The sequence below is a fragment of the Proteus sp. HMSC14B05 genome (assembly GCF_001808035.1).
Lineage (GTDB): Bacteria > Pseudomonadota > Gammaproteobacteria > Enterobacterales > Enterobacteriaceae > Proteus > Proteus mirabilis.
Genome location: NZ_KV792005.1, coordinates 1 through 21,604, shown reverse-complemented (window position 1 = coordinate 21,604; position 21,604 = coordinate 1). Strand labels below are relative to the sequence as shown.

The window sequence follows — 21,604 nt, the reverse complement described above, 5'->3', positions numbered from 1 at the left end:
ATCCACGTCCTTTAGGGCGTGGAGGATGTCAAAGAAGGATATCATTTATTGTCGATATCCTTTTTCTATATTAATTCTCATCCCTTATCTAAAATTTGGTTATTTTTAACACATCCGAATAAAATATTTCTGTTATTGCTTAATAATTAAGGCAATTTTTATCTTTTATGTCTGTTAGTTGCTGTAAAAACCTTTTATACTTAAGCACTGTATAAATGAACAGCAGGCGGTAAAAACCGCATATAGGCATAGATAAGGAATGACAGCCGAAGGACATTTACTTTTTTCTGTTGCAACACTCGTCTTAGCACAGAAATTAGAAATAACCCCCGTTCTTGCTCAAGGTGATTGGTTTCACATGATCCCTGCTGTCTTATTAGGTTCACTACTACCAGATTTAGATCATCCAGGCTCTATATTAGGACGCCTCTTTCGGATAATCTCATTACCGCTATCAAAACTCTGTGGTCATCGTGGCTTCACACATAGCCTACTCGCCTTTTGTGGTTTAGCCATTTTATGGGAAACACAAGTTGCGCCTTATATCACGATTTCGGCTGATTTTTTTCACGCCCTTTTGCTAGGTTACTTAAGTCACCTACTGGCAGATATGCTAACACCATCAGGTGTACCTTTTTTATGGCCACTAAAAATGCGTTTTGCCTTACCGATTTTAGCGAAAAAAAATAGCAAAAAAGGAGAACGATTTATTTCTGTCATCATCTTAGTTGGTGCACTATTTCTGCCCCCACACCTAACTTTTTCTCTTCCCACACAAATAAATCACTGGTTACAAATGTACCACGATAAACGTACACCTTTTTAACTCTCCTTGACAGTTCTCTACTTTCCTCTATCTATTTATAGTTAATTAGTCTTTTTTATACCAATCTTCCTTGTTTTTATAACTAAACGACTATATAAAAGAATAATTGATTATAAAAAGTTATTAACAATACTGTTACCATATAGCGAGTTGATGCTGTTATATCCTTTCTTATTACCTAAGAACTCATATCGCATACAATCGCCAAATTTATATATAAAAATCTCGTTGGAGAGTTAAGATGAATTTTCCGTTAATTATTAACGTACTCGTCTTTGTTGTGCTATTACTCATCTTGGCTAAATTAAGCCAACGTCAGTGGAGCCTGTCAAAGAAAGTTCTTGTCGGTTTGGTCTTTGGGGTGGTGTTTGGGCTGGCGTTACATGCATTCTATGACGCACACGATCCTATTATTAAAGAATCTATCCTTTGGTTTAACATCGTTGGTAACGGTTATGTACAACTATTACAAATGATCATTATGCCATTGGTATTTGCTTCTATTTTAAGTGCAGTATCACGTTTACACCAAGCATCATCATTGGGAAAAATTAGTGCACTAACCATTGGTACACTTCTATTTACAACGGCAATTGCTGCTCTTATCGGTATTGTTATAGCCAATATCTTTGGTTTAACAGCTGAAGGTCTTGTTCAAGGGGAACAGGAAGCGCAGCGTTTAGCCGCTATTCAACATAATTATATAGGTAAAGTGTCTGACTTAACTGTACCTCAATTAATTTTATCTTTTATTCCTAAAAATCCATTTGCCGATTTAACTGGTGCAAGCTCAACCTCGATTATTAGTGTAGTTATCTTTGCGGTATTCCTAGGAATGGCTGCAATAAAACTGCTTAAAGAAGATAAACCTCGCGGTGAAAAAGTATTAGCAGCGATTGATAGCTTACAAGCGTGGATCATGAAGTTAGTCCGTATCGTCATGGCATTAACACCTTACGGTGTAATGGCACTGATGACTAAAGTTGTGGCAAGCTCCAATCTGCATGACATTATTCAACTCGGTAGCTTCGTTGTTGCCTCTTATGTTGCGCTGGGCTTAATGTTTGTCGTTCATGGTTTATTAGTTGGATTTACTGGCTTAAGCCCAATTAAATTCTTCAAAAAAGCAGGACCATTATTAGCATTTGCATTCACAAGTCGCTCGAGTGCGGCCAGTATTCCATTAAATATCGAAACACAAACTCGTCGCATTGGTGTTCCTGAATCGATTGCCAGTTTCTCATCGTCTTTTGGTGCGACAATTGGTCAGAATGGTTGTGCCGGTATTTATCCTGCTATGTTAGCCGTTATGGTGGCACCAACAGTCGGTATTAATCCTTTCGATCCTCTTTGGATTGCCACTTTGGTGGGTATCGTAACCATTAGCTCAGCAGGTGTTGCGGGTGTCGGTGGTGGTGCAACCTTTGCAGCCCTGATCGTTTTACCAGCAATGGGATTACCCGTTACACTGGTTGCCCTACTGATTTCTGTGGAGCCTCTTATCGATATGGGTCGTACTGCATTAAATGTCAGTGGCTCTATGACCGCAGGTACTATTACTAGCCAAATGATGCGCCAAACAGATAAAGAGATCTTTAATCAGGAAGAAGAAGCTGAACTTAATGTTAAATAAATGATTAACAAATCAAAGTCCTCAGCAAAAAGTGAGGACTTTGTCAGCAATCTAAAAAGGATAGCCTAGCTATCCTTTTTGTTTATAAGCTCTATTAAAATTAAGTAATACCGGCTATAACTTAATCATCAACTAAATGAACATATTTATGATTTGATATTAGGTATAACCACTAATCTTAAGATATTTAACTACTTTATTCCTTGACCTTCCCCTAAGGTAATAGCTAATCATTTTTATAGTTAATGATTTCTAAGATAGTTAAGGGCTTTGATATGCAACATGTTACATTGACTCGACGCCAATCGATATATTCTTATTCAGGGGCATTTATTTTTATTCTGGCAATGATAGCTATCGCGAGTTTAGGCAATGATCGCGAAATTGTATTGCCTGAAATAGCGGCAATGGCTATTGCATTATGGGTCTACCGTGAACAAGACTGGATGTTGCACCCTGAAAAGGTATTTTTATGGCCAACCGTTACCGCACTGCTAGGTTTTGGTATTAATTTATTAACTTTACCCTTTATTGCTAAACTTGTTTTAGTACTTATGGGTATGCTGCTATTTTTTAGTATATTCAAATATAGCTTGGCACCCGCATTAGCAACTGGCTTTTTACCTATCGTAACAAATGCGACAGAGTTTTCTTTTATTTTTTCGATTGTTATCACAACGTTTATTTTAATGGCTGTTGTGATATTTGCTAAATTAAAAACTAATTCTAATCGTGAAGCGCAAATTAAACCTAATTTAATGGCAATATATGCAGTAATTATTGGCTTAAGTATTATTGTTGCTTCTTTAGCTAATTATCCACATTTGGCAGTTTTGCCCCCCGTTGCTGTTGTTATTTATGAATCACTGCATATGAAAATGTATTCTTGGCGTATGGTTATCAAACAATCAATAGTGCTCACATTATCTGCAACTATTGGCGTTACCTTATACCTGATAATAAATCATTGGGTTGTTGTCGCATTACTGAGTATGCCATTAATGTGGGGACTATTGTCTATATTTAAGATGAGAGTGCCTGCTGTTTATGCTTTCCCACTATTAGCATACGTTTTTCCTAGAGATGCATTGCCTTTACTGCCGATTGCTTCATTGTTCGTTTCGTTTGGCTCTTTAGGAATGGTATTTCTTTATCGGGCGGTAACGGGCACCTTGATGCCAATGGAGCATAAAATTTAATCTCTAACTGATTATTTTTATACATAAAAAATGCCAGAAACATTTCTGTCTCTGGCATTTGTAAACTGATAATTAAAAATTATTTATCGCTAATAGTTTCTTTTACTTGAGATATTCGCCACTACGTAGTGCTTCAATACGCTTATCTAATGGCGGGTGTGATAAAAATAACTCACTAAATGACTTATTACGGCCATTAATACAGAAAGCCATCATACTGCTCTCTTCTTGTGGCTCATAGCTGGTTTTTAAGCGTTGTAATGCCGCTATCATCTTCTCACGGCCAACCAGTTTTGCAGAGCCTGCATCCGCATGGAATTCACGGTAGCGAGAGAACCACATCGTAATAATACTTGCCAAAATGCCAAAGACAATTTCAAGCACCATAGAAACGCCCATGTATACCCATGGGTTTCCGTTACTGTTTTCACTCTCTTCATCGCTCGAAATAAAATTCGCCACAAATTGAGCAATGATACGGGAGATAAAGATCACGAAAGTATTCACAACACCTTGTAATAAGGTCATCGTTACCATATCACCGTTGGCAACATGGCTAATTTCGTGTGCAATAACAGCTTCCGCTTCGTCACGGCTCATACTGGCTAATAATCCGGTACTCACCGCCACCAGCGAAGCATCACGACGAGCTCCAGTTGCAAACGCATTAATATCTGGTGCATCGTAGATTGCAACTTGAGGCATTTTAATCCCCACTTGCTCAGACTGACGTCTTACAGTATCAAGTAACCAACGTTCTACTTCAGAGGTTGGATTTTCAATCACTTGACCACCAACGGATCGTAATGCCATCCATTTTGACATAAGTAAAGAAACAAATGCACCACCAAAACCAAATAGGCCAGCCATGATCATTAAACCCTGAACACTGCGGCCTTGAATACCTGTTAAAGATAAGATGATCCCGAACACAAACATGACAGCTAAGTTTGTTAACAGGAATAAGGCAATCCTCATCATATTGATACTGTTCCTATTTTATCTAATTACCACATTGCAAAAACTATCTTATAAATAAGGCTTTTTTTTATTTTATCAAGTCTTTTAACTTGTTTGCTACTAAAAACGATATAACTTTACATTTTAATAAAAGAAAATGTAATTAGTAGCTAAATTATGGAGGATTATTTTCACATAGAGGAGGAATAACAGTCTAGGCAAGATAGGCCCAAAAATAAATGCCTAGTGATGAAATTTTAACAAAATAAATTAATTGAAGGCGTTTTGTTAGATTAAAGGCTTGGATGCCAGCTTTATCTATTTTTGTACATGGCTTACCATCAGGCAAGCCACGCACCTATACAGGGATGAATTCTGTTATCCCTTACCCTATAAACAATTACATTTTAAAACGATATGTCGTTGTCATAGAGCCTGATAATGAGTGAGCACGTCGTGAGTGACCATCATACAGTTTTGGTGTGGTGTAATCATTTTCTTGTTGATGGTGCCAACCAATACCGCCACTTAAAGAAATAGAAAGATTAGCCGTTGGCTTCCAGTAGCTAAATAAGCCAAACTGCCCTTGTTTTAATCTTTCGCCGGAGTAACTAAATTCACTATAGTTAGTTCGTGCACCAACAGACAACTCATTGTTAACTTTGTATGCAGCTTCTAATGCCCCCATCACTTCACCATCACGCACATAGTCAATATCTGCATAAGCTGGTGAGTTAAAGCGTCCACGAGTATTTCCAATTGGGTTACGCGCAAATTGACCAACACCATTGGCTTTTTTCGCATCGGTATAAGTCACACCCGTACGAATGGTCCAGGCTGATTCAGGAATACGCCATTCCATAGTACCAGCAAAGTGCCATGCATCCTTATCAAAGTTACGTTTACCTGCATTAGCATTGGTTAATGTGCGTTTTCCTTCACTGCCATAATCGTGGTAATAAACAACACCACCTAGAGTAACGTCTGATGTTAACTTATATTTTGTTTCTAAACCGTGTTGACGGAATACATCATCCGCCTGACCATAGAAATAATAGACTTTTAATGGTTTGGAATTATAGTTAACTCCCCCAGTAATAACATGGTCAATATTATGTCTAACACCATTACCATCACTGAAATACATTCTATCGATATTTGGACTATCACGACGCATAACTTTTCCGTCGAGATACAGCAAATCTAAACTCCAATCACCCATCGCCGTATTAGTGTAATAACCGTTATAACTGTTTAATGATAAGCGCTGTGAGTTAGTAAAAATACCTGTATTCTTCAAGGTAAACCAACCCGCTTTACCATTAATTAAAACAGGATCTAAATCGAATCTCACTTTTGCAAAACGTTGACCAATTTTGTTATAGCCTTTTGCTTCACCATCATCATTATATAATATGGCACGAGAAGCGAAGTCTTTACTTGCTCCTAATTTAATACCACCATAATAAGAAACATCGAATCCTAGAATGCCACCTAAATAGCCAGATCTGAAATCAGCTTGGAAGTTTTGACCCCAAGCATTAGCAACTTGTTTTCTATAACGTTGCTCTTGTTTATCAAAACGGTTTTCTGTTTTTAGGTATTTCCACATATTAATGGTAGTCAGCTCAAGTTCAGAATCAGAAATAAATGAGCTTTCTTTAATTGTATTTTCCCAATTCCCAGCATTAGCAGCGCTCACAGCTAAAAAACAAGGGGAAAACATAAACAACACCATTCTTTTTAGTTTCATTTTAAATTCAACCTGGTTAATAACTATTTAAATTTATTTATATTCAATAAGTTAAACAAAGTACTATTTTTATATTTAGCTAAAAGTAACGCTCGCTTAAATTGTATAAACTTAAGCCAAATCGCTATTTTTTTAGCATCAATAATGCTAGGTAGTCATCTCACCACATTGTTATTTACTTTTTTGAGCAATAAAATGCTTAAGCAAATTATAAATAACTTACCTTCTAGTCATTAGTCCTTAATGAGAAAATCTATTCTAAAATCAGCGCATTCTAGCGTTTATATAACTGCGCCGATGAGAAGAGATTTTGCACTTAGCATTTGGGTGAGATTTTTAATCTGTTACTATTACCTTAGTATGTCAGAATGATACAAAATTTTATGATCTGTATGCTATCGTAATTTTATGTCAACTAGAGCGATCATTGTCACAACATGTTACATTTATTGCAATAAGTAAACCATTAAATGTGAATTTAATCACATTTAATAAGGCATTTATTTTTTTATCTTATTTAATAGATAAAAATCTAGTTTTTATTTACCTTATAAAAGATTTTTTATCTAAAACCCCTTGTATTCCATTTGTTTATATTTTTCAAAGCTAGCATCAAATAGATTTTAAATAAAAACTTAGATTACATGATATTAAGAATATTTTTATATAAAAGCAGTTAAATATCTTAATGAATCCTTATGTTACTGGTAACTAAATATAACTACTGAGAAAAATAGCGAAATAATAGTATGAGACGATTTTCTCACTAAAGATATAACTAAGGTTATTATAAAGCATTAGATACCAGATACTTTTTCAGACAAATATAGGGAAATAAAAACCCCCAATAATTGATTAATCAACTATTGGGGGTAAATTTGAATCACTTTCTTAAGTAGAAAAACTTAATTTAATAACTTCTTAGGTTTTAATACCTTTGCAAGATCATCCGCAATATTAGCCGTTTCATCTAAGTAAGGATCAGGGCCTTCATAATCCTTCGGTAAATCATCAAGTGATTTTAGTGGCGGCTTACCCTCTAACTTAAGACGTTGGTTAATACGCTGTAATTTTATGGCTTCTAGCTCTTTATTCTCTTTTTCGCGCTCTGCAAAATTAAGAACAATAAACTTATCTTCACCTTTGGCTTTAGCTTCATTGTAGCGCTTGATATCATCAAAGATATATGAAAACTCTCTATCATTCGCGATACGTTTAGCATGTTGATCTGTCAATGTAGGTAGTGCTTGTTTTATTTTCTCTGAATACTCAGACAGCTTATAATTAGCCGGTGGAATACTGTCCCAAGGTAAAGCATTATCTTCATTGCTTTCCCCCATTTCTGAATTATCAAAGCTTGGTAATAACAAGTCTGGTGTCACCCCTTTTAATTGGGTACTTCCGCCATTAATACGATAGAATTTTTGGATAGTGTACTGAACTGAACCTAAACTAGGCCAATCAGGACTTAACATCTGATCATAAACTCGTGTCAATGAACGATATTGTTGCACCGTTCCTTTACCAAAGGTTTGCTCACCAACAATTAATGCGCGCCCATAATCTTGCATTGCAGCAGCAAAAATTTCAGAAGCAGAAGCACTAAAGCGGTTAACGATAACCACTAGTGGCCCTTTATAATAGACAACATCATCACGATCATAATCCTGGCGTACTCGACCATTATTATCACGGACTTGAACGACGGGACCACTTGGAATAAATAAACCCGATAATGCAATAGCTTCCGTTAATGCACCGCCCCCATTACCACGTAAATCAATAACTAAAGCAGATACATTGTCTTTAGCCACTTTTTGTAGTTGGGTTTTCACATCATTAGTTAAGCCGACATAGAAACTAGGAATATCTAAAATAGCGATTTTATCACCATTAATCACTTTTTCGGTTAACTTGACCGCTCTATCTTCTAGGCGGATCTGTTCTCTTGTTAAAGTGATAGTTCTTGGCTTCGCTCCTTTTTCATCAGAGATAACTTCTAGTTTAACCTGACTACCTTTAGGACCTTTGATTAACGCGACAACGTCATCTAAACGCCAACCAACCACATCAACCATGGGTTTATTATGTTGACCGACAGCGATAATTTTATCACCTACTTTTAGCGCTTTACTTTTAGCAGCCGGTCCACCCGTTACCATGGAATTAATCATCGGATAATCATCATCCATTTGTAATACGGCACCAATCCCTTCTAATGAAAGGCTCATTTCTGAATCAAAGGCTTCCGTATTTCTTGGTGATAAATAACTGGTATGGGGATCAATTTCACGCGCAAAAGCCGTCATGATAATTTGGAATACGTCTTCACTTTGGCTTTGTGTTTGGCGACGTAATGCAGCTTTATAACGTTTTGTCAGTGTTTCTTTGATTTCACTGTCTGTTTTGTCAGAGAGTTTAAGTGTTAGCCAGTCGTATTTTACTTTTTCATCCCAAAGCTTATCTAATTCAGCTTGCGTTTTCGGCCATGGCGCTTTGGTTCTATCTAACTGAAATTTATCTTGTCCAGTGAGATCGATAGGTTGATTTAATCGATTTAAAGCATATTGAAAGCGCTCAAAACGTCTTTTTTGCGCAAGATTAAATAGATCATATAAGGGACCTAATTCACCTGTTTTTAAATATTCACCCACTTTAGTTTTATCTTTATCAAACTGGGCAATATCTGACGCTAATAATACGTTATGGCTATAATCCAATAAATTAAGATAGCGATTAAAAATCTTTTCGGAAAAACTCGCGTCTAACGAGAATTGACGATAGTGGGAACGTTCAAAACGAGCGGTGACACGTTCACTCACTGTGGAATGTTGTGGCTCTTGCTTTAATGTCGGTAATTGATTAATAGTCACCATGGCTGGCGTGGCTGGTTTATCAGCCATGACAGCAGAAGTGCCTGTTAACGCTAATCCGATAGCAAAAGCCACATTTAAAAGTTTGTTCATGCTCTGGTTGGCCTCCGTATCAGAACTTTAAATGTTCCGTGCGTACATTCATTGCCAAACCGTTAGGCAATTGTACACGTACACCCTCTTTCGCTATTTCTAGCACTGTCGCATCCATCACGCTACTTCCAACGTTAACTTTCAGCGATTGACCTACAGTAAGCACTGAGATGTCTTTGACTGGGGTTAACTTTTCAGTATTTTGGCGTGGCGCTTTGCGAGGCGCTTGATTAGCTTGCTTTTGAGGGCGAGGCTGTCGTTTTTCACCATCTTTAGGTGCTTGACGACGAGGATTTGGCTTTTTCGCTGCCGGACGTTTACTGGTCTCCTTATCACCTTCAGCTTCGCGCTTTTTAGCACGTTGCTCAGCTCGTTGAGCTTGAACGCGCGCTTTCGCTTCGGCTAATTGTGTACGAGCATGTGCAATATGCTCTGCTTCCAGCTCTCCGCAGTCGTTACCATTCAAGTCGACACGTTTAGCCCCTTCTTTTACACCATAAAGGTAGCGCCAACTTGAGGTATACAAGCGTAAGGCAGAACGTAACTGTGTCTTACTCAGCTGAGTTTCATCTTTTAGATGCTCAACGAGATCTTGAAAAATACCGACTTTCAAAGGGCGTGCTTCACCCTCAGCGATAAAACACTTAGGGAAACGTTCCGCTAAAAAAGCGATGATTTCTTTACTACTGTTCAACTTAGGTTGATTTTCCATGAAATTTCCTGATTACAACGGTTTTGCCAACCAGCGCAGGCATGAACAAGCGACATTATAATAGTGTTGCCAACAATTTCTACGGCAAACGCCTGTTATCTTACACAAAATTCACAATATTTTGCGGTATGACACGTTTTTAAATGCTCGCAGAGCACGTCACACAACGCTTTAAGCCCATTTTCATCTTTTTTATCAAAACGACCAAAAATAGGGCTATCGATATCGAGAACGCCGATAATTTGTCCATTTACCTCTAAAGGTAGAACAATTTCAGACTGACTTGCACTATCACATGCAATGTGTCCACTAAATTGGTGCACATCATTAACTCTTAGAATTTTGTTTTCTGAGAATGCCGTTCCGCAGACTCCTTTTCCAAAACCAATCCTGACACAAGCCACTTTACCTTGGAAAGGACCAAGAACTAATGAGTTACCATCATTAAGATAAAATCCGACCCAATTTATCTTGTCTAACTTCTCGTAAATCAATGCACTGGTATTAGCAAGTGATGCGATAAAGTCATTTTCACCAGACAACAAGGCTGACAAATTATCAGTGAGTTCCTGATAAAAATTTAATTGTGGCATCAGAAGATCCTATTTGCATAACGAAAGCATAACTAAAATAGATAACATATCTTGTAATTTAGCTTATTTTATCTTGAGGTTGAATACAGACTTTTCAATAAGTCTACAAAAAAACGATAATACACACTAAAAGCGCACAAAAAAAATCAGATACTTATTATTGTAAAATGAAAAGCGTAAATATAATAAAAATGGTAATTTGTGACCCACTGAGTATAGAGGTTTTTTTTGGGCTTAAGCTAGGATAAGCGAGAAGAAAGACCAAATAGGCGGATAAATGAGCGATTTAGTCACCAAAGAAAGCAAATCAATACATTGTCAGGAGTGTGACCACCTCGTATCACTTCCTACAGACCTCAAGCGCGGCGAAGACGCCTATTGCCCACAATGTCAAGCCAAGTTAGCGACCTATCGTGATTGGTCATTAACTCGGCTATTAATTCTTTCTATCACCATGCTGATATTCGCGTCTATCGCTTTTACTCAACCTCTTATCAAGATCCATTTATTAGGGACCATGATATCAGCCAATGTTCTTGACGGTATTCGCTTAATGTCACAACAAGGCTCTCCATTAACGGCAACAATGGTTGCCTTTTGTGCCGTTGCCGCTCCTCTTAGTCTACCCATTGCCATTTTATATCTCCATTTAGGGGCTCGTTTACATCTAAATTTACGTCCCGTGCTATTAATGTTAGGTAAGCTAAAAGAATGGGTCATGCTTGATGTTTATTTAATTGGCCTTGGTGTTGCCACCATAAAACTAGGCGATTATGCCACAATCTATATTGGTCATGGCTTAGTTGCTTTTTCAGCTTTAATGGTTTTAAGTCTATTAATGCTTATTAACATTAATATGGATCAACTATGGCAACAGTTTTATCCGCAAAAAGAGATAAAAACGAGTCCAGCAACCTGTCATGCATGTCATTACCATTTTAAAAAGCCACCTTCGAGCCATTGCCCAAGATGTAAATCTTGCTATATTGCTCGTCAACCAATGAGTTTGCAAAAAACCTGGGCAGCACTCATTACAGCGATGATCTTGCTATTACCGGCAAATTTATTACCTATCTCAATCTTTTATTTAAATGGCCAGCGTAATGAAGACACTATTTTTTCTGGTGTTCTCTCTTTAATTAATTCAGGTAATACACCTATTGCAATTATTGTGTTTATTGCCAGTATCTTTGTGCCTTTCTTTAAGATAATCATTATGCTGGGGTTACTATTGAGCATTCATTTTAACTCACGTATTCACCCTCTATTGCGCATGAAACTTTATCGATTTGTCTCTTGGATCGGCCGATGGTCAATGCTCGACCTGTTTGTGATTGCGCTGATGATGTCATTAATTAATCGAGATCAGTTAATGACATTCACTATGGGACCTGCAGCTTTTTATTTTGGTACAGCTGTCATTCTCACTATCCTTGCCGTTGAATGGTTTGATAGTCGTTTATTATGGGATACTTATGCAACAAGAAGAAAACAACACACAGGCAACCCAAGCCGAAATACGTCGCAAACGTAAAATTTCGACTTTTTGGTTACTCCCTGTTATCGCTATTTTTATTGCGAGTTGGTTGCTTTTCCAACACTGGCAAGAAAAAGGCGTACAAATCACCATCGATTTTCAATCAGCCTCTGGTATTGTTTCAGGGAGAACACCTATCCGTTACCAAGGTGTTGATGTAGGTATTGTACAGGACGTGACGCTCAGTAATGATTTACGCCGAGTCATTGTTACCGCTGATATTCGAAAAAACCTTGCTAATGCATTACGTAAAAATACGCAATTTTGGCTTGTTACCCCAAAAGCCAGTCTTTCTGGTGTTTCGGGATTAGATGCCTTAGTGGGAGGCAACTATATCAGTATGCTTCCTGGAGATGGGGAAAAGCAGTTTCAATTTGTTGCTCAAGAGGTTCGTCCTAAAGCCAACATTGATAAAAACCAACAAATTATCACCTTAACGGCGGATAATTTAGGCTCTCTTAATGTCGACTCTCAAGTTTATTATCGCAAAGTTCCGGTCGGTAAAGTTTACAGCTATGCCATACGTCCAGATAATCAAGGTATTTTTATCGAGCTGAGTATTGATAAACAATATGCTCATCTGATCCGTCAAGATAGTCATTTTTGGAATGTATCCGGCTTTCAGGGCAACTTTAATCTAAAGAGTGGTGCTTCTATTAAAATGGAAAGTGTTTCTGCTTTAATTAATGGTGCTATTGCCTTTGATTCTCCGGAAAATAGTCCCCCAGCCCAAGAAAATCAACAATTTGTGCTACAGTCTGCCACTTCCGTGGATGCAGGCAAAGCCTTATATGGTGAAGATGGATTAATTATCTCATTAACCAGTGAAGAGAGCTGGGGTGTAGATGCCGGGCAACCTATTCTATTTAGAGGCATTACGATAGGACAAATTATTCAGCGCAACATCAGTGATGATGGGGTTATTTTCGATGCCATCATTGCACCTGAATACAAACACTATATTTACGAAAACAGCAAATTTGTCGCTAATAGCCGAATTAACGTCAATATGGGCTTAAATGGTATTGAGATCCAAGGAGCCACACCTCAAGAGTGGCTTGAAGGCGGTATCCACCTTATTCCGGGTAGCCAAGGCGCCCCTAAAGAACAATATCGCCTTTATCGCAATGATTTTTATGCTAAAGCAAGTATTGAGGGCAATGAGTTACCTGTCACTTTGACACTTAAAGCAGCTAGTCTACCGGGTATTCAAAAAGGTTCCGTGGTGCTTTACCACCAATTCCAAGTTGGAGAAATCGTCGATGTACGGCCTTTAATGGATGAATTTGATATTGATGTCCATATTTCTAAACAATATCGTCACCTGCTTACTGAAAAGAGTGTGTTCTGGACTGAAGGTGCTGCGAAGGTTTCATTAAATGGTGCGGGATTAACGGTAGAAGCAACGCCGCTAAACCGTGCCTTAAAAGGCGCGATAAGCTTTGATAACTTTGAAAATATTAATAACAATGTTTCAAGATATAAACTTTATCCTAGCGAAACGAGTGCTAGAGCCATTGGTGCTCAAATTACTTTAAAAACCTACGATGCCAGTAAACTTTCTGAAGGAATGCCTATTCGTTATCTAGGTATTGATATCGGTCAGGTGGAAACGCTAACCCTTTCTGCGGATAAAAAAGCGGTGAGTGTATCAGCGGTACTCTACCCTGAATATGTGAAAACTTTTGCACGCTCAGGAAGCCGATTTGCGGTAGTCACCCCTGAGTTAACCGCTTCAGGCCTCGATAATTTAGATTCTCTTATTCAGCCTTATATCAAGGCAGAGCCAGGCAATGGTGGCGTATACCGCATATTTGAATTACAAACGGCAAATATTACCGACTCTCGGTATCTAGACGGCCTTAACCTTGTATTGAATGCGACTGAAGCAGGATCTGTGCAAATTGGCACACCTATCTATTATCGTGGTTTAGAAGTGGGTGCGGTAACCGGACTAGAATTAGGTAATATGTCTGACAGAGTATTGATCCACATTAGAATTAGTCAGAAATATCAATATCTGGTACGTAATAACACAGAGTTTTGGCTTTCATCAGGTTATAACTTCTCATTTGGTTTAACTGGTGGAGTATTCCGCAGCGGTACATTTAAGCAGTTTATACGTGGTGGCATTACATTTGCTACACCGCCATCAACCCCACTCCAGGCTAAAGCAAAACAAGAGCAGAATTTCATTCTCAATGCTAAAGAGCCAAAAGAGTGGAATGAATGGGGTACTGCGATACCTAAGCCATAAACGGTAATATCATCAACTTTATTTAACACATTTATTTAAAACGGATCACAAAATTTGATCCGTTTTTTTTATTGCTAAAAAATACTTTGGAAATGACTTCCATTTATACTATGCTTAAAACTGTCCGATTAAAAAGTGCTCACCATGCTGTTCACTTTTAAGCTTAAACTATGAAAGCACAACACAACATCGCATAACCTTGGAGCTATAGCATGAATAAAACAACCTTAAAAATTGCTTGTTATGAAATTGAAGATGTTACTTTGAAACACTCTTCCGATAACCAACTCACTTATGTTCATATTCCATGTGATTATGATAAAGAGTTTTGTATGCAATTAGATGGATGGGATGAAAACACCAGCATTCCTGCGCAACTGAAAGATAAAAATATTCTGCTTTATCGTCATGCCTATGACAAAGAAAACCACCATTGGATTTTAAAAGTAGCCTAATCGCATGTTAAAGCATCGTAAAAAAAGCCAGGTAAATCATTTACCTGGCTTAGGGAAAAGGCTCATTGCGAGCCGTGCGCTAAAAAGTGATACTGAATGAGAAAATAGCGTGCAAAAAACTGCTTATGCCACATCTATTTCACAACCTTATTGTTAAATAATAGCTAACAATATGTAAAGATCCAGTAAACACTCCTACCACACTTCATATTCTTTATAAAAAATCAAATAACTCATTTTTTATCTTTTAAATCAAACAAATAACAAATGTGTTTTTTTTATTGCAATTCAATCAAATGATTAGTTTTTTTCACAAAGAGACAAAAATGCACTTTCTATAGCTTCCAGTGATTTTTTCTTATCAGGTGTATTGGGATCAGGAAGTAGAATACTATCAATCAGTTGAGCATTAACTTTGCCACTTTTCATTTGTTCCATGGCAATATTATTAAGTGGATATTGAGCTAAAGTTGCGGGATTAATCACAAACCAAGCACCATCTGCACGACAATTTAGCATGACTTCTTCACGGGTGAATGGCCAAGCATCACCAAACTGAAGCTTACTGACTGTTGATATTGGTGCACTGAAAGTTTGAAAAGAAAAAAGCATCAATATGCCCGCAAATAAAAAACGTTTCATGGTTATCTTCCACTTAAAAAAATAGATTAATACAAGTATATATCAATCTATACAGGTGAGTTAATCGCAAAAATGGCCACTGTCAAAATAACCATGCTACCAAGTAATAACTCAAACCAACTATTAATAAGCAACCATTGAAAGTTATTCTTCTTACGGATATGAGGCACTAATACATACCTATTCACTAATGCCAATCCTAACATCAAGGCAACAAAGGCTATTTTTAGCCATAACATACTTTGGTACTCTGAGGAAAGTTGTGTTGTCGCAGGCCAACCGGGGAGTAACATAATGGCACTCACAATCCCACTAGCTATAACCAATAAAACAGCGAAGTGACCGAATAATGAAAAGCGTTTCATGGTGGCAATAATAGGCTTGATCATGCCATCAGCTAATTCATCTTTATTACGCAAAAACTGTAAGCACACAACAAAAGGCCATAAACCACCAAACCAATACGCTCCACTAATAAGATGGATACTCTGATTTAGTTTATAAATTACGGCTTCACTACCTGTAAACATGGCACTATGGCCAATAAAAGCATGCAGCACAAGCATCAATGTTGAGATAAGTAACAGACTAATATTTCTAATGCTACGTTGATGAATAAAGAGAGCGATTAATGCGAGAGAGGATAAAACTAATTGCCATTGCCAAATTTGTCCAAAAGAGGTTCCCAATACGGCTTGCCATATTGTTAGTGACCAAGCGTCTTGCCAGCCATCTCCCATAATGCCTGATTGCACTATCATCCATAAATAAGTGGAAACAAATACAGTGATAGTGCTAATCGCCAATGCTGGACGTAAGCGTACTTGAATAAGAGGAACAAACTTTTCTTTAGCGAGAATGGCAGCCGAACAGCTCAGTCCGAACATGAACATGACTGCCACAAAATGAAAAATTCGGCATAAAATATAAACGTCTTCAGGAGTCATTATTTTACACTAAATTGATAAGAACCTTTTGTTTTGTGCCCATCGACAGAAACAACACTCCAATCTACAGAGTAGTTCCCTTCTGCTAATTCACCTTCTAATGGCAATAACAATTTTGTATTGTTAACGGGATCAAGACTTAATTTACCGACAGTAATTTCTTTACCCTCTTTATCAGTGACTTTTACTTTACTAAAGGCCAACTCAATCCCTTCAGAGAAATCGAGTGTAATCACTTTTGGTGCTTGCGCTTGTTCAATAGCTGCACCCTCTGCAGGTAATTGTGATTTTAGATGTGCGTGTGCTAAGGCTTGTTGGCATGACATGCCTAAAAATAAAACAGCGATGGCGGATAATTTGCCCCATGATGTCTTAAGTGTGTTTAATGACATAATAACCTCTTAAATTACAGGTGATTTTTCTATTTATGATAAAGAAGATTTTATAGCAAATTGACTTTAATATCTGCGCTTCTTTATCGTTGAAATAAAAGGTTGTGAACTAGCACTCAAAATATAACTTATTTAGCGCCATTTTTGTTTCAAATATCACCCTTTTTACACTTAACAAAAATATAATACTTTAATTGACACACTACACAGTTCAATACATAACCAAATAATCTAAAAACCAAACTAAAATAGGCTATAAATCGACGACTCAAACTAGAGAATAGAAAGAACAGAAAATAGACAAAATAATAATCAGCAAAGCTTAAGAAATGATTAAATTAAAGGAGTAGAAAAATAAAAAATCGATTACGTCTATATAAAATAGTTATATGGATATGCAATATTGCACTAACTGGGTCGATAAAAAACGCTCTACTGTGCGATTACAGTAGAGCTTATTATGTTAATCTGAGCAATGCTTATATGCACTTAACCAACCAGGTTAAAACAGCAGTATAGTTATTCTTATTATTTAAATATGCGCGGATGTAGAAAGAGCACTTAAGTCTTTATCTAACAAGAACAATGCCTTACCACCATCACCGACCATAGCAAGTTTATCCAGAATAGATTTAAATAACTTCTCTTCTTCATGTTGTTCAGCAACATACCATTGTAAGAAGTTAAATGTTGAGTAATCTTGTGTTGTCATTGCTAAGTGAGCAAGTTTATTAATTTCAGCTGTAATAAACTTCTCGTGCTCATAAGTTTTAGTAAATAAATCAGATAAAGATAAAAATTCAGCGGGTGGTGCTTCAATAGTCCCTAACAAAGGCATAGCACCTGTATCACTTAAATAATCAAATAAGCGTTGCATATGCTCCATTTCTTCACGGGAATGTGCTTTTAAAAATTTGGCAGCACCATCAAATCCTTTATCATCGCACCAAGCGCTCATCTGCAGGTAAAGGTTAGCTGAATAAAACTCAAGATTCAGCTGTTCATTGAGTTTATTGATCATATCTTGATGTAACATATTTTACTTCCTAACCATGAAAATTAACATTATGGATATTATGCACAGCTAAAAATAAAAATATAGTAAATTTAAATATACTTTTTATATATTTTATACCTTTAGAGAGAATAAAAATAAAAACCAATCTCATTTATGGTGACTTAAAAACAAATAATAATTAATGGAATTGATTATCATTAACCATTATGGCCAAAATAAATATTAATTACACACAACCCATTGTATGTAAAGGATATTTTTAGTTACACTCATTTCTTCAAAAATAAATTTTATTAAAAACAAATAAATTCACTTTTTATAGTCTTCTATTAAATTTAGTAACACTCTAAAACTGCACACTCTAATTTATATTAAATATAATTTGTCATATGGAATATCGATATTTACTAAAAACATCAAGATATTTTCCTTTATTATTATCTTTTTTATTACGTTTTCTACCATCAATAGCAATCTTATGATAGATCAACCTTTTTACATAAAATAAATATGAATATCTCAAAAATGAAAATATTTCTATTTTTTTATACCGTTTTCTATTTGTACTGATAATATTAAGAGGTGACTGATTTTTGGTGCATATAATAACAACCCGCTACCCCCCCCCAACATATAAAAGGTTAATGAGGAGCCACTATGACAAAAACTGTATTAGTTCCCATCGATTTTACTGAGCTTGGTTTATTGGATAAAGTTGTCACTCATCTCAAAGCATTAGCGATGGCCGATAAACTAAATATCCACTTTTTATCTGTTATTCCTAGCTATGAGTCCTTTGTCGGATTTGCTTTTGGCAACCAAGACCGTCTTGCCAATGATAAGCAGCGTATTGAAATTGCATTATCTACGTTAAATGATAGTTTATCTCATATTGAAATTCCCAATAGTACATCTCAATCTTATATTTCCGTAGGTAACCCACGCGACCGTATTTTAGAGACCGCAAAAAAAATCCAAGCTGATCTGATTGTGATAGGCTCACGTAACCCTGGAATGAAAACCTACTTACTAGGCTCGACAGCTTCTTCCGTTGTTAGCTATGCAGAATCTTCTGTTTTAGTTGTTCGATAACTCAACGCCAAGATTTTTCCTATCAGAAGTCAGGTTACACCAATAACCTGATTTCTTATTTTTTTATCTAAATAATCTCTTTAGAATAAAATTTTATTGTCTCAAAATCTTATTCTTCCTATAAAAAAGAAATAAACATTTTAACAATAAGAATTTTATGAAAATAAACTCATATCGCGTGTAAGATAATATTTATTATACAAAATAATATATTAATAAAATGTTAATAAATCTATATTGTTTGCAAAGTTACTTTATGTAAAAATGCGTTTTTTTATGACTACAATTAAATGACCCTCTAACAGGAATTATGATGAATAAAGAATATTCTGCCAAATGGGAAGAGCGTTTTGATTTCTTCGAAAAATATGGTTCTCCTAAATCTCCAGAATACAAGGCTGCATATAAAGCACTGACTTTCGGTAAGCGTATTCTAATTGGGATGAATATCTGGGCTTTCTTCTTTGGCTTTATTTATTTTCTTATCCTTGGTTTATGGCGTAAAGCATTAACTTTATTCGGGATTAATGTTGCTATTATCATTGTGGTAAGTTTTATCGTGGAAGGACTTTCCCTAAGCCCTTCAATTCTCAATGTAGTCAGTATTGTGCTCAACTTCTTATGGGCGGCGACAGCTAATTATGCTTACTACTTAAAAGAAAAGAAAAATGATCAAGGTTGGAACCCGTTCACCGGTGTATTCTGAAAATAGATCAATAAGTTAAGTTAAATTAACATTAATCAAATTAGCAGAAAATCAGTGTTTTTTGCTACCTAAAAGGGCTCATCAGTAGCCCTTTTTTTATGGCTTAATCCTCATTTTTCACCTTTTCCCTCGCCCTTCTCACATATGAAAAATTTACCCAGCGATTTGTGATCATTTAATTAGTTAAGAATTTCACTTTAATATTAAATAAAATACAAGATTTGGCCCTAAATCAAAAACATAAATTATTTTTATAAAATAAATAATTTCACTAAAAAATAACACATAAAAAACACTTATCACTATTTATACAATATTCAATTTATCATTTGCTATATTTTAAATTTAATAACAATATTTATAACCCAGTTAAATCTTAGGGTTATTCTTTAATATGAACAACAAACAATAAATAATGCTATATTGAATAATCAATTGATAAGGAAAAGAGATGTCTGAACACTTTCAAGGTAAATTTGAAGCAGAATTGAAATACCACTTAAAACGACCTCAAGATTTTATTGATGCATTACAACTCGCTGGAGCAACTTTATTTATATCGAAAAATGATGAAACAGATTGGTATTTAGAACATCCCAATACGCCTTTCCCTGCTCCCTCTATAAGTTTATGCGTAAGAAAAATGATCCCCTCTGGTATCAATTTATTAATTGTAAAAGGCCCAGAACAAGCCCAATGTGAAGCAGTAAAAATAGAAGATGCAGAAAAAACGGTTTCGATGTTTAAAACATTAGGTTATCACTGTATTTTAAACTATACAAAATCCCGTCAAATCTACTTTCTAGAGCAATTTCATATCACTATCGATAAATTAGACAATCTTGGTTACTTTGCTGAATTTGCTATTATGACTGATGATGAGAGTAAACTTGCTGACTATAAATTACAGTTACATAACTTAGCATATCAATTTGGCTTTAATGATAGTGAGCAAGAGCATCATAACTATAAAACAATGCTTTTAAGCAAGTTAGCTTAACTAACACGATGCACAATCTCGAGCAAATAAGATACTTGAAAAAAGCTAACATTTAATAATGCTAGCTTTTAAGCTTTTTCACTATCTCAAAGATGTTGAAACGCTGTGATCTCTTTTTTGCCATGAGCTTGTAAAAAATCAAGCACCTTTCTTGGTGATGTATTCAATATCTTCTGTTGTGGAAATTGGATCTCCGCCAATACTTCTAATACTCGCTCAAAATTCCCCAAAGATGATGCAATATGTGAATCGGAGCCTAGCGCAATTAAACCTCCGGCATCAAGCACCGCTTTCGCTATTTCAATGCAGTTTTTCTCACTTCCTACTCGAGAATGTATAAAAGAAGAATTATTCATTTCTAATGCAACATTGAACTCAGCAGCAACCTTTGCGACTTCCTTAATATCTATAGGATATTTAGGGTTTCCCGGATGGGTGATCACCTGTACTAAACCACTACTTATTGTTGCAATAAGCGCTTTAGTATTATCAACCATACCTAGTGATCCCATAACAGGATCATGAAAACCAGCGAGTACAATATCTAATTTTTTACTCATCTTCTCAGTACAGTCGATTTCACCTTTTATATTTTTGATATTTGCTTCGATGCCATAAAGAATACCAACACCATCGACCATTCTGGGGATCACCGGCAAATTTGAAAAATGCCATTCATGAGGAGCGTCATCCATATCGGGACCATGATCTGTAATCGCAAATAGCTTAATCCCTTTCTTTTTAGCTTGTTGAAAATATTCGCTAACCGTACTATAAGCATGTGTACTCGCAATGGTATGTGCATGTAAATCAACTGGATACATAAAGCTCCCCTTTTTCTGGCATACTATAACAACTGACACAATAGCCTTTTTTTTCTAAAGTTGACATCCTCCACGCCCTAAAGGACGTGGAT

19 protein-coding genes are annotated in these 21,604 nt (G+C 36.2%); 9 read left to right on the top strand and 10 right to left on the bottom strand.

The window, feature by feature from the left end; all coding sequences use genetic code 11:
- The first annotated feature begins 259 nt into the window (after nt 1-259).
- The 3 genes from HMPREF3129_RS17475 to HMPREF3129_RS17465 all read left to right on the top strand — a co-directional run bounded on the left by HMPREF3129_RS17475 (nt 260) and on the right by HMPREF3129_RS17465 (nt 3,658).
- Entirely contained in the window at nt 260-826 is a 567-nt protein-coding gene (locus tag HMPREF3129_RS17475) for a metal-dependent hydrolase (protein ID WP_004242580.1), read from the top strand.
- A gap of 241 nt (nt 827-1,067) precedes the next feature.
- Nucleotides 1,068-2,459, top strand: a complete 1,392-nt coding sequence (locus tag HMPREF3129_RS17470; RefSeq protein ID WP_004242579.1) for an L-cystine transporter — start codon at nt 1,068-1,070, stop codon at nt 2,457-2,459.
- A 275-nt stretch (nt 2,460-2,734) separates the two neighbouring features.
- Nucleotides 2,735-3,658: a hypothetical protein gene (locus HMPREF3129_RS17465; protein WP_036918224.1), complete on the top strand. Its 924-nt coding sequence runs from the start codon at nt 2,735-2,737 to the stop codon at nt 3,656-3,658.
- 102 nt (nt 3,659-3,760) lie between these two features.
- Here HMPREF3129_RS17465 and htpX read toward each other — a convergent pair whose 3' ends face one another.
- The 5 genes from htpX to HMPREF3129_RS17435 all read right to left on the bottom strand — a co-directional run bounded on the left by htpX (nt 3,761) and on the right by HMPREF3129_RS17435 (nt 10,642).
- Complete coding sequence (gene htpX / locus HMPREF3129_RS17460) at nt 3,761-4,639, bottom strand: protease HtpX (RefSeq protein WP_004242578.1); 879 nt, start codon at nt 4,637-4,639, stop codon at nt 3,761-3,763.
- A 379-nt stretch (nt 4,640-5,018) separates the two neighbouring features.
- The gene (locus tag HMPREF3129_RS17455; protein ID WP_004242576.1) at nt 5,019-6,371 is read right to left on the bottom strand and encodes an OprD family outer membrane porin; all 1,353 of its coding nucleotides are present in this window, start codon (nt 6,369-6,371) and stop codon (nt 5,019-5,021) included.
- Nucleotides 6,372-7,276: 905 nt separating this feature from the next.
- Complete coding sequence (gene prc, locus HMPREF3129_RS17445; RefSeq protein ID WP_004247931.1) at nt 7,277-9,337, bottom strand: carboxy terminal-processing peptidase; 2,061 nt, start codon at nt 9,335-9,337, stop codon at nt 7,277-7,279.
- A 19-nt stretch (nt 9,338-9,356) separates the two neighbouring features.
- Entirely contained in the window at nt 9,357-10,049 is a 693-nt protein-coding gene (proQ, locus tag HMPREF3129_RS17440; protein WP_004242572.1) for an RNA chaperone ProQ, read from the bottom strand.
- Between the two features lie 95 nt (nt 10,050-10,144).
- Nucleotides 10,145-10,642: a GAF domain-containing protein gene (locus tag HMPREF3129_RS17435; RefSeq protein WP_004242571.1), complete on the bottom strand. Its 498-nt coding sequence runs from the start codon at nt 10,640-10,642 to the stop codon at nt 10,145-10,147.
- Nucleotides 10,643-10,919: 277 nt separating this feature from the next.
- On the opposite strand from HMPREF3129_RS17435, the gene HMPREF3129_RS17430 reads away from it, so the two are divergent.
- The 3 genes from HMPREF3129_RS17430 to HMPREF3129_RS17420 all read left to right on the top strand — a co-directional run bounded on the left by HMPREF3129_RS17430 (nt 10,920) and on the right by HMPREF3129_RS17420 (nt 14,891).
- On the top strand, nt 10,920-12,176 hold the full coding sequence (locus HMPREF3129_RS17430) for a membrane integrity lipid transport subunit YebS (RefSeq protein ID WP_036918221.1): 1,257 nt from the start codon (nt 10,920-10,922) through the stop codon (nt 12,174-12,176).
- Complete coding sequence (locus HMPREF3129_RS17425) at nt 12,118-14,436, top strand: PqiB family protein (protein WP_004242568.1); 2,319 nt, start codon at nt 12,118-12,120, stop codon at nt 14,434-14,436. Before HMPREF3129_RS17430 ends, HMPREF3129_RS17425 begins: the two co-directional genes overlap by 59 nt.
- A gap of 212 nt (nt 14,437-14,648) precedes the next feature.
- On the top strand, nt 14,649-14,891 hold the full coding sequence (locus HMPREF3129_RS17420; RefSeq protein WP_004242567.1) for a DUF1480 family protein: 243 nt from the start codon (nt 14,649-14,651) through the stop codon (nt 14,889-14,891).
- 300 nt (nt 14,892-15,191) lie between these two features.
- On the opposite strand, the gene HMPREF3129_RS17415 is transcribed toward HMPREF3129_RS17420, so the two are convergent.
- The 4 genes from HMPREF3129_RS17415 to ftnA form a co-directional block, all read right to left on the bottom strand.
- Nucleotides 15,192-15,533: a YebY family protein gene (locus tag HMPREF3129_RS17415; RefSeq protein WP_004242565.1), complete on the bottom strand. Its 342-nt coding sequence runs from the start codon at nt 15,531-15,533 to the stop codon at nt 15,192-15,194.
- A gap of 47 nt (nt 15,534-15,580) precedes the next feature.
- Nucleotides 15,581-16,480: a copper homeostasis membrane protein CopD gene (copD, locus tag HMPREF3129_RS17410; protein WP_004251471.1), complete on the bottom strand. Its 900-nt coding sequence runs from the start codon at nt 16,478-16,480 to the stop codon at nt 15,581-15,583.
- Complete coding sequence (gene copC / locus HMPREF3129_RS17405; RefSeq protein ID WP_004242563.1) at nt 16,480-16,872, bottom strand: copper homeostasis periplasmic binding protein CopC; 393 nt, start codon at nt 16,870-16,872, stop codon at nt 16,480-16,482. Before copC ends, copD begins: the two co-directional genes overlap by 1 nt.
- 532 nt (nt 16,873-17,404) lie before the next feature.
- Nucleotides 17,405-17,908 carry a non-heme ferritin gene (ftnA, locus tag HMPREF3129_RS17400; protein ID WP_004242561.1) on the bottom strand — a complete coding sequence of 168 codons (504 nt, stop codon included), beginning with the start codon at nt 17,906-17,908 and terminating at the stop codon, nt 17,405-17,407.
- Nucleotides 17,909-18,547: 639 nt separating this feature from the next.
- Here ftnA and HMPREF3129_RS17395 point away from each other — a divergent pair.
- From HMPREF3129_RS17395 to cyaB, 3 genes are all read left to right on the top strand, one after another.
- Nucleotides 18,548-18,982 (top strand): universal stress protein, encoded by a 435-nt coding sequence (locus HMPREF3129_RS17395; protein ID WP_004242557.1) that lies wholly within the window; start codon nt 18,548-18,550, stop codon nt 18,980-18,982.
- A gap of 310 nt (nt 18,983-19,292) precedes the next feature.
- Nucleotides 19,293-19,688: a DUF2628 domain-containing protein gene (locus HMPREF3129_RS17390; RefSeq protein WP_004242555.1), complete on the top strand. Its 396-nt coding sequence runs from the start codon at nt 19,293-19,295 to the stop codon at nt 19,686-19,688.
- 451 nt (nt 19,689-20,139) lie between these two features.
- Nucleotides 20,140-20,688 carry a class IV adenylate cyclase gene (gene cyaB, locus HMPREF3129_RS17385; RefSeq protein WP_012367827.1) on the top strand — a complete coding sequence of 183 codons (549 nt, stop codon included), beginning with the start codon at nt 20,140-20,142 and terminating at the stop codon, nt 20,686-20,688.
- Between the two features lie 86 nt (nt 20,689-20,774).
- On the opposite strand, the gene HMPREF3129_RS17380 is transcribed toward cyaB, so the two are convergent.
- Nucleotides 20,775-21,512, bottom strand: coding sequence for a phosphatase (locus HMPREF3129_RS17380; RefSeq protein ID WP_012367826.1), 738 nt, complete (start codon nt 21,510-21,512; stop codon nt 20,775-20,777).
- Between the last annotated feature and the right edge of the window lie 92 nt (nt 21,513-21,604).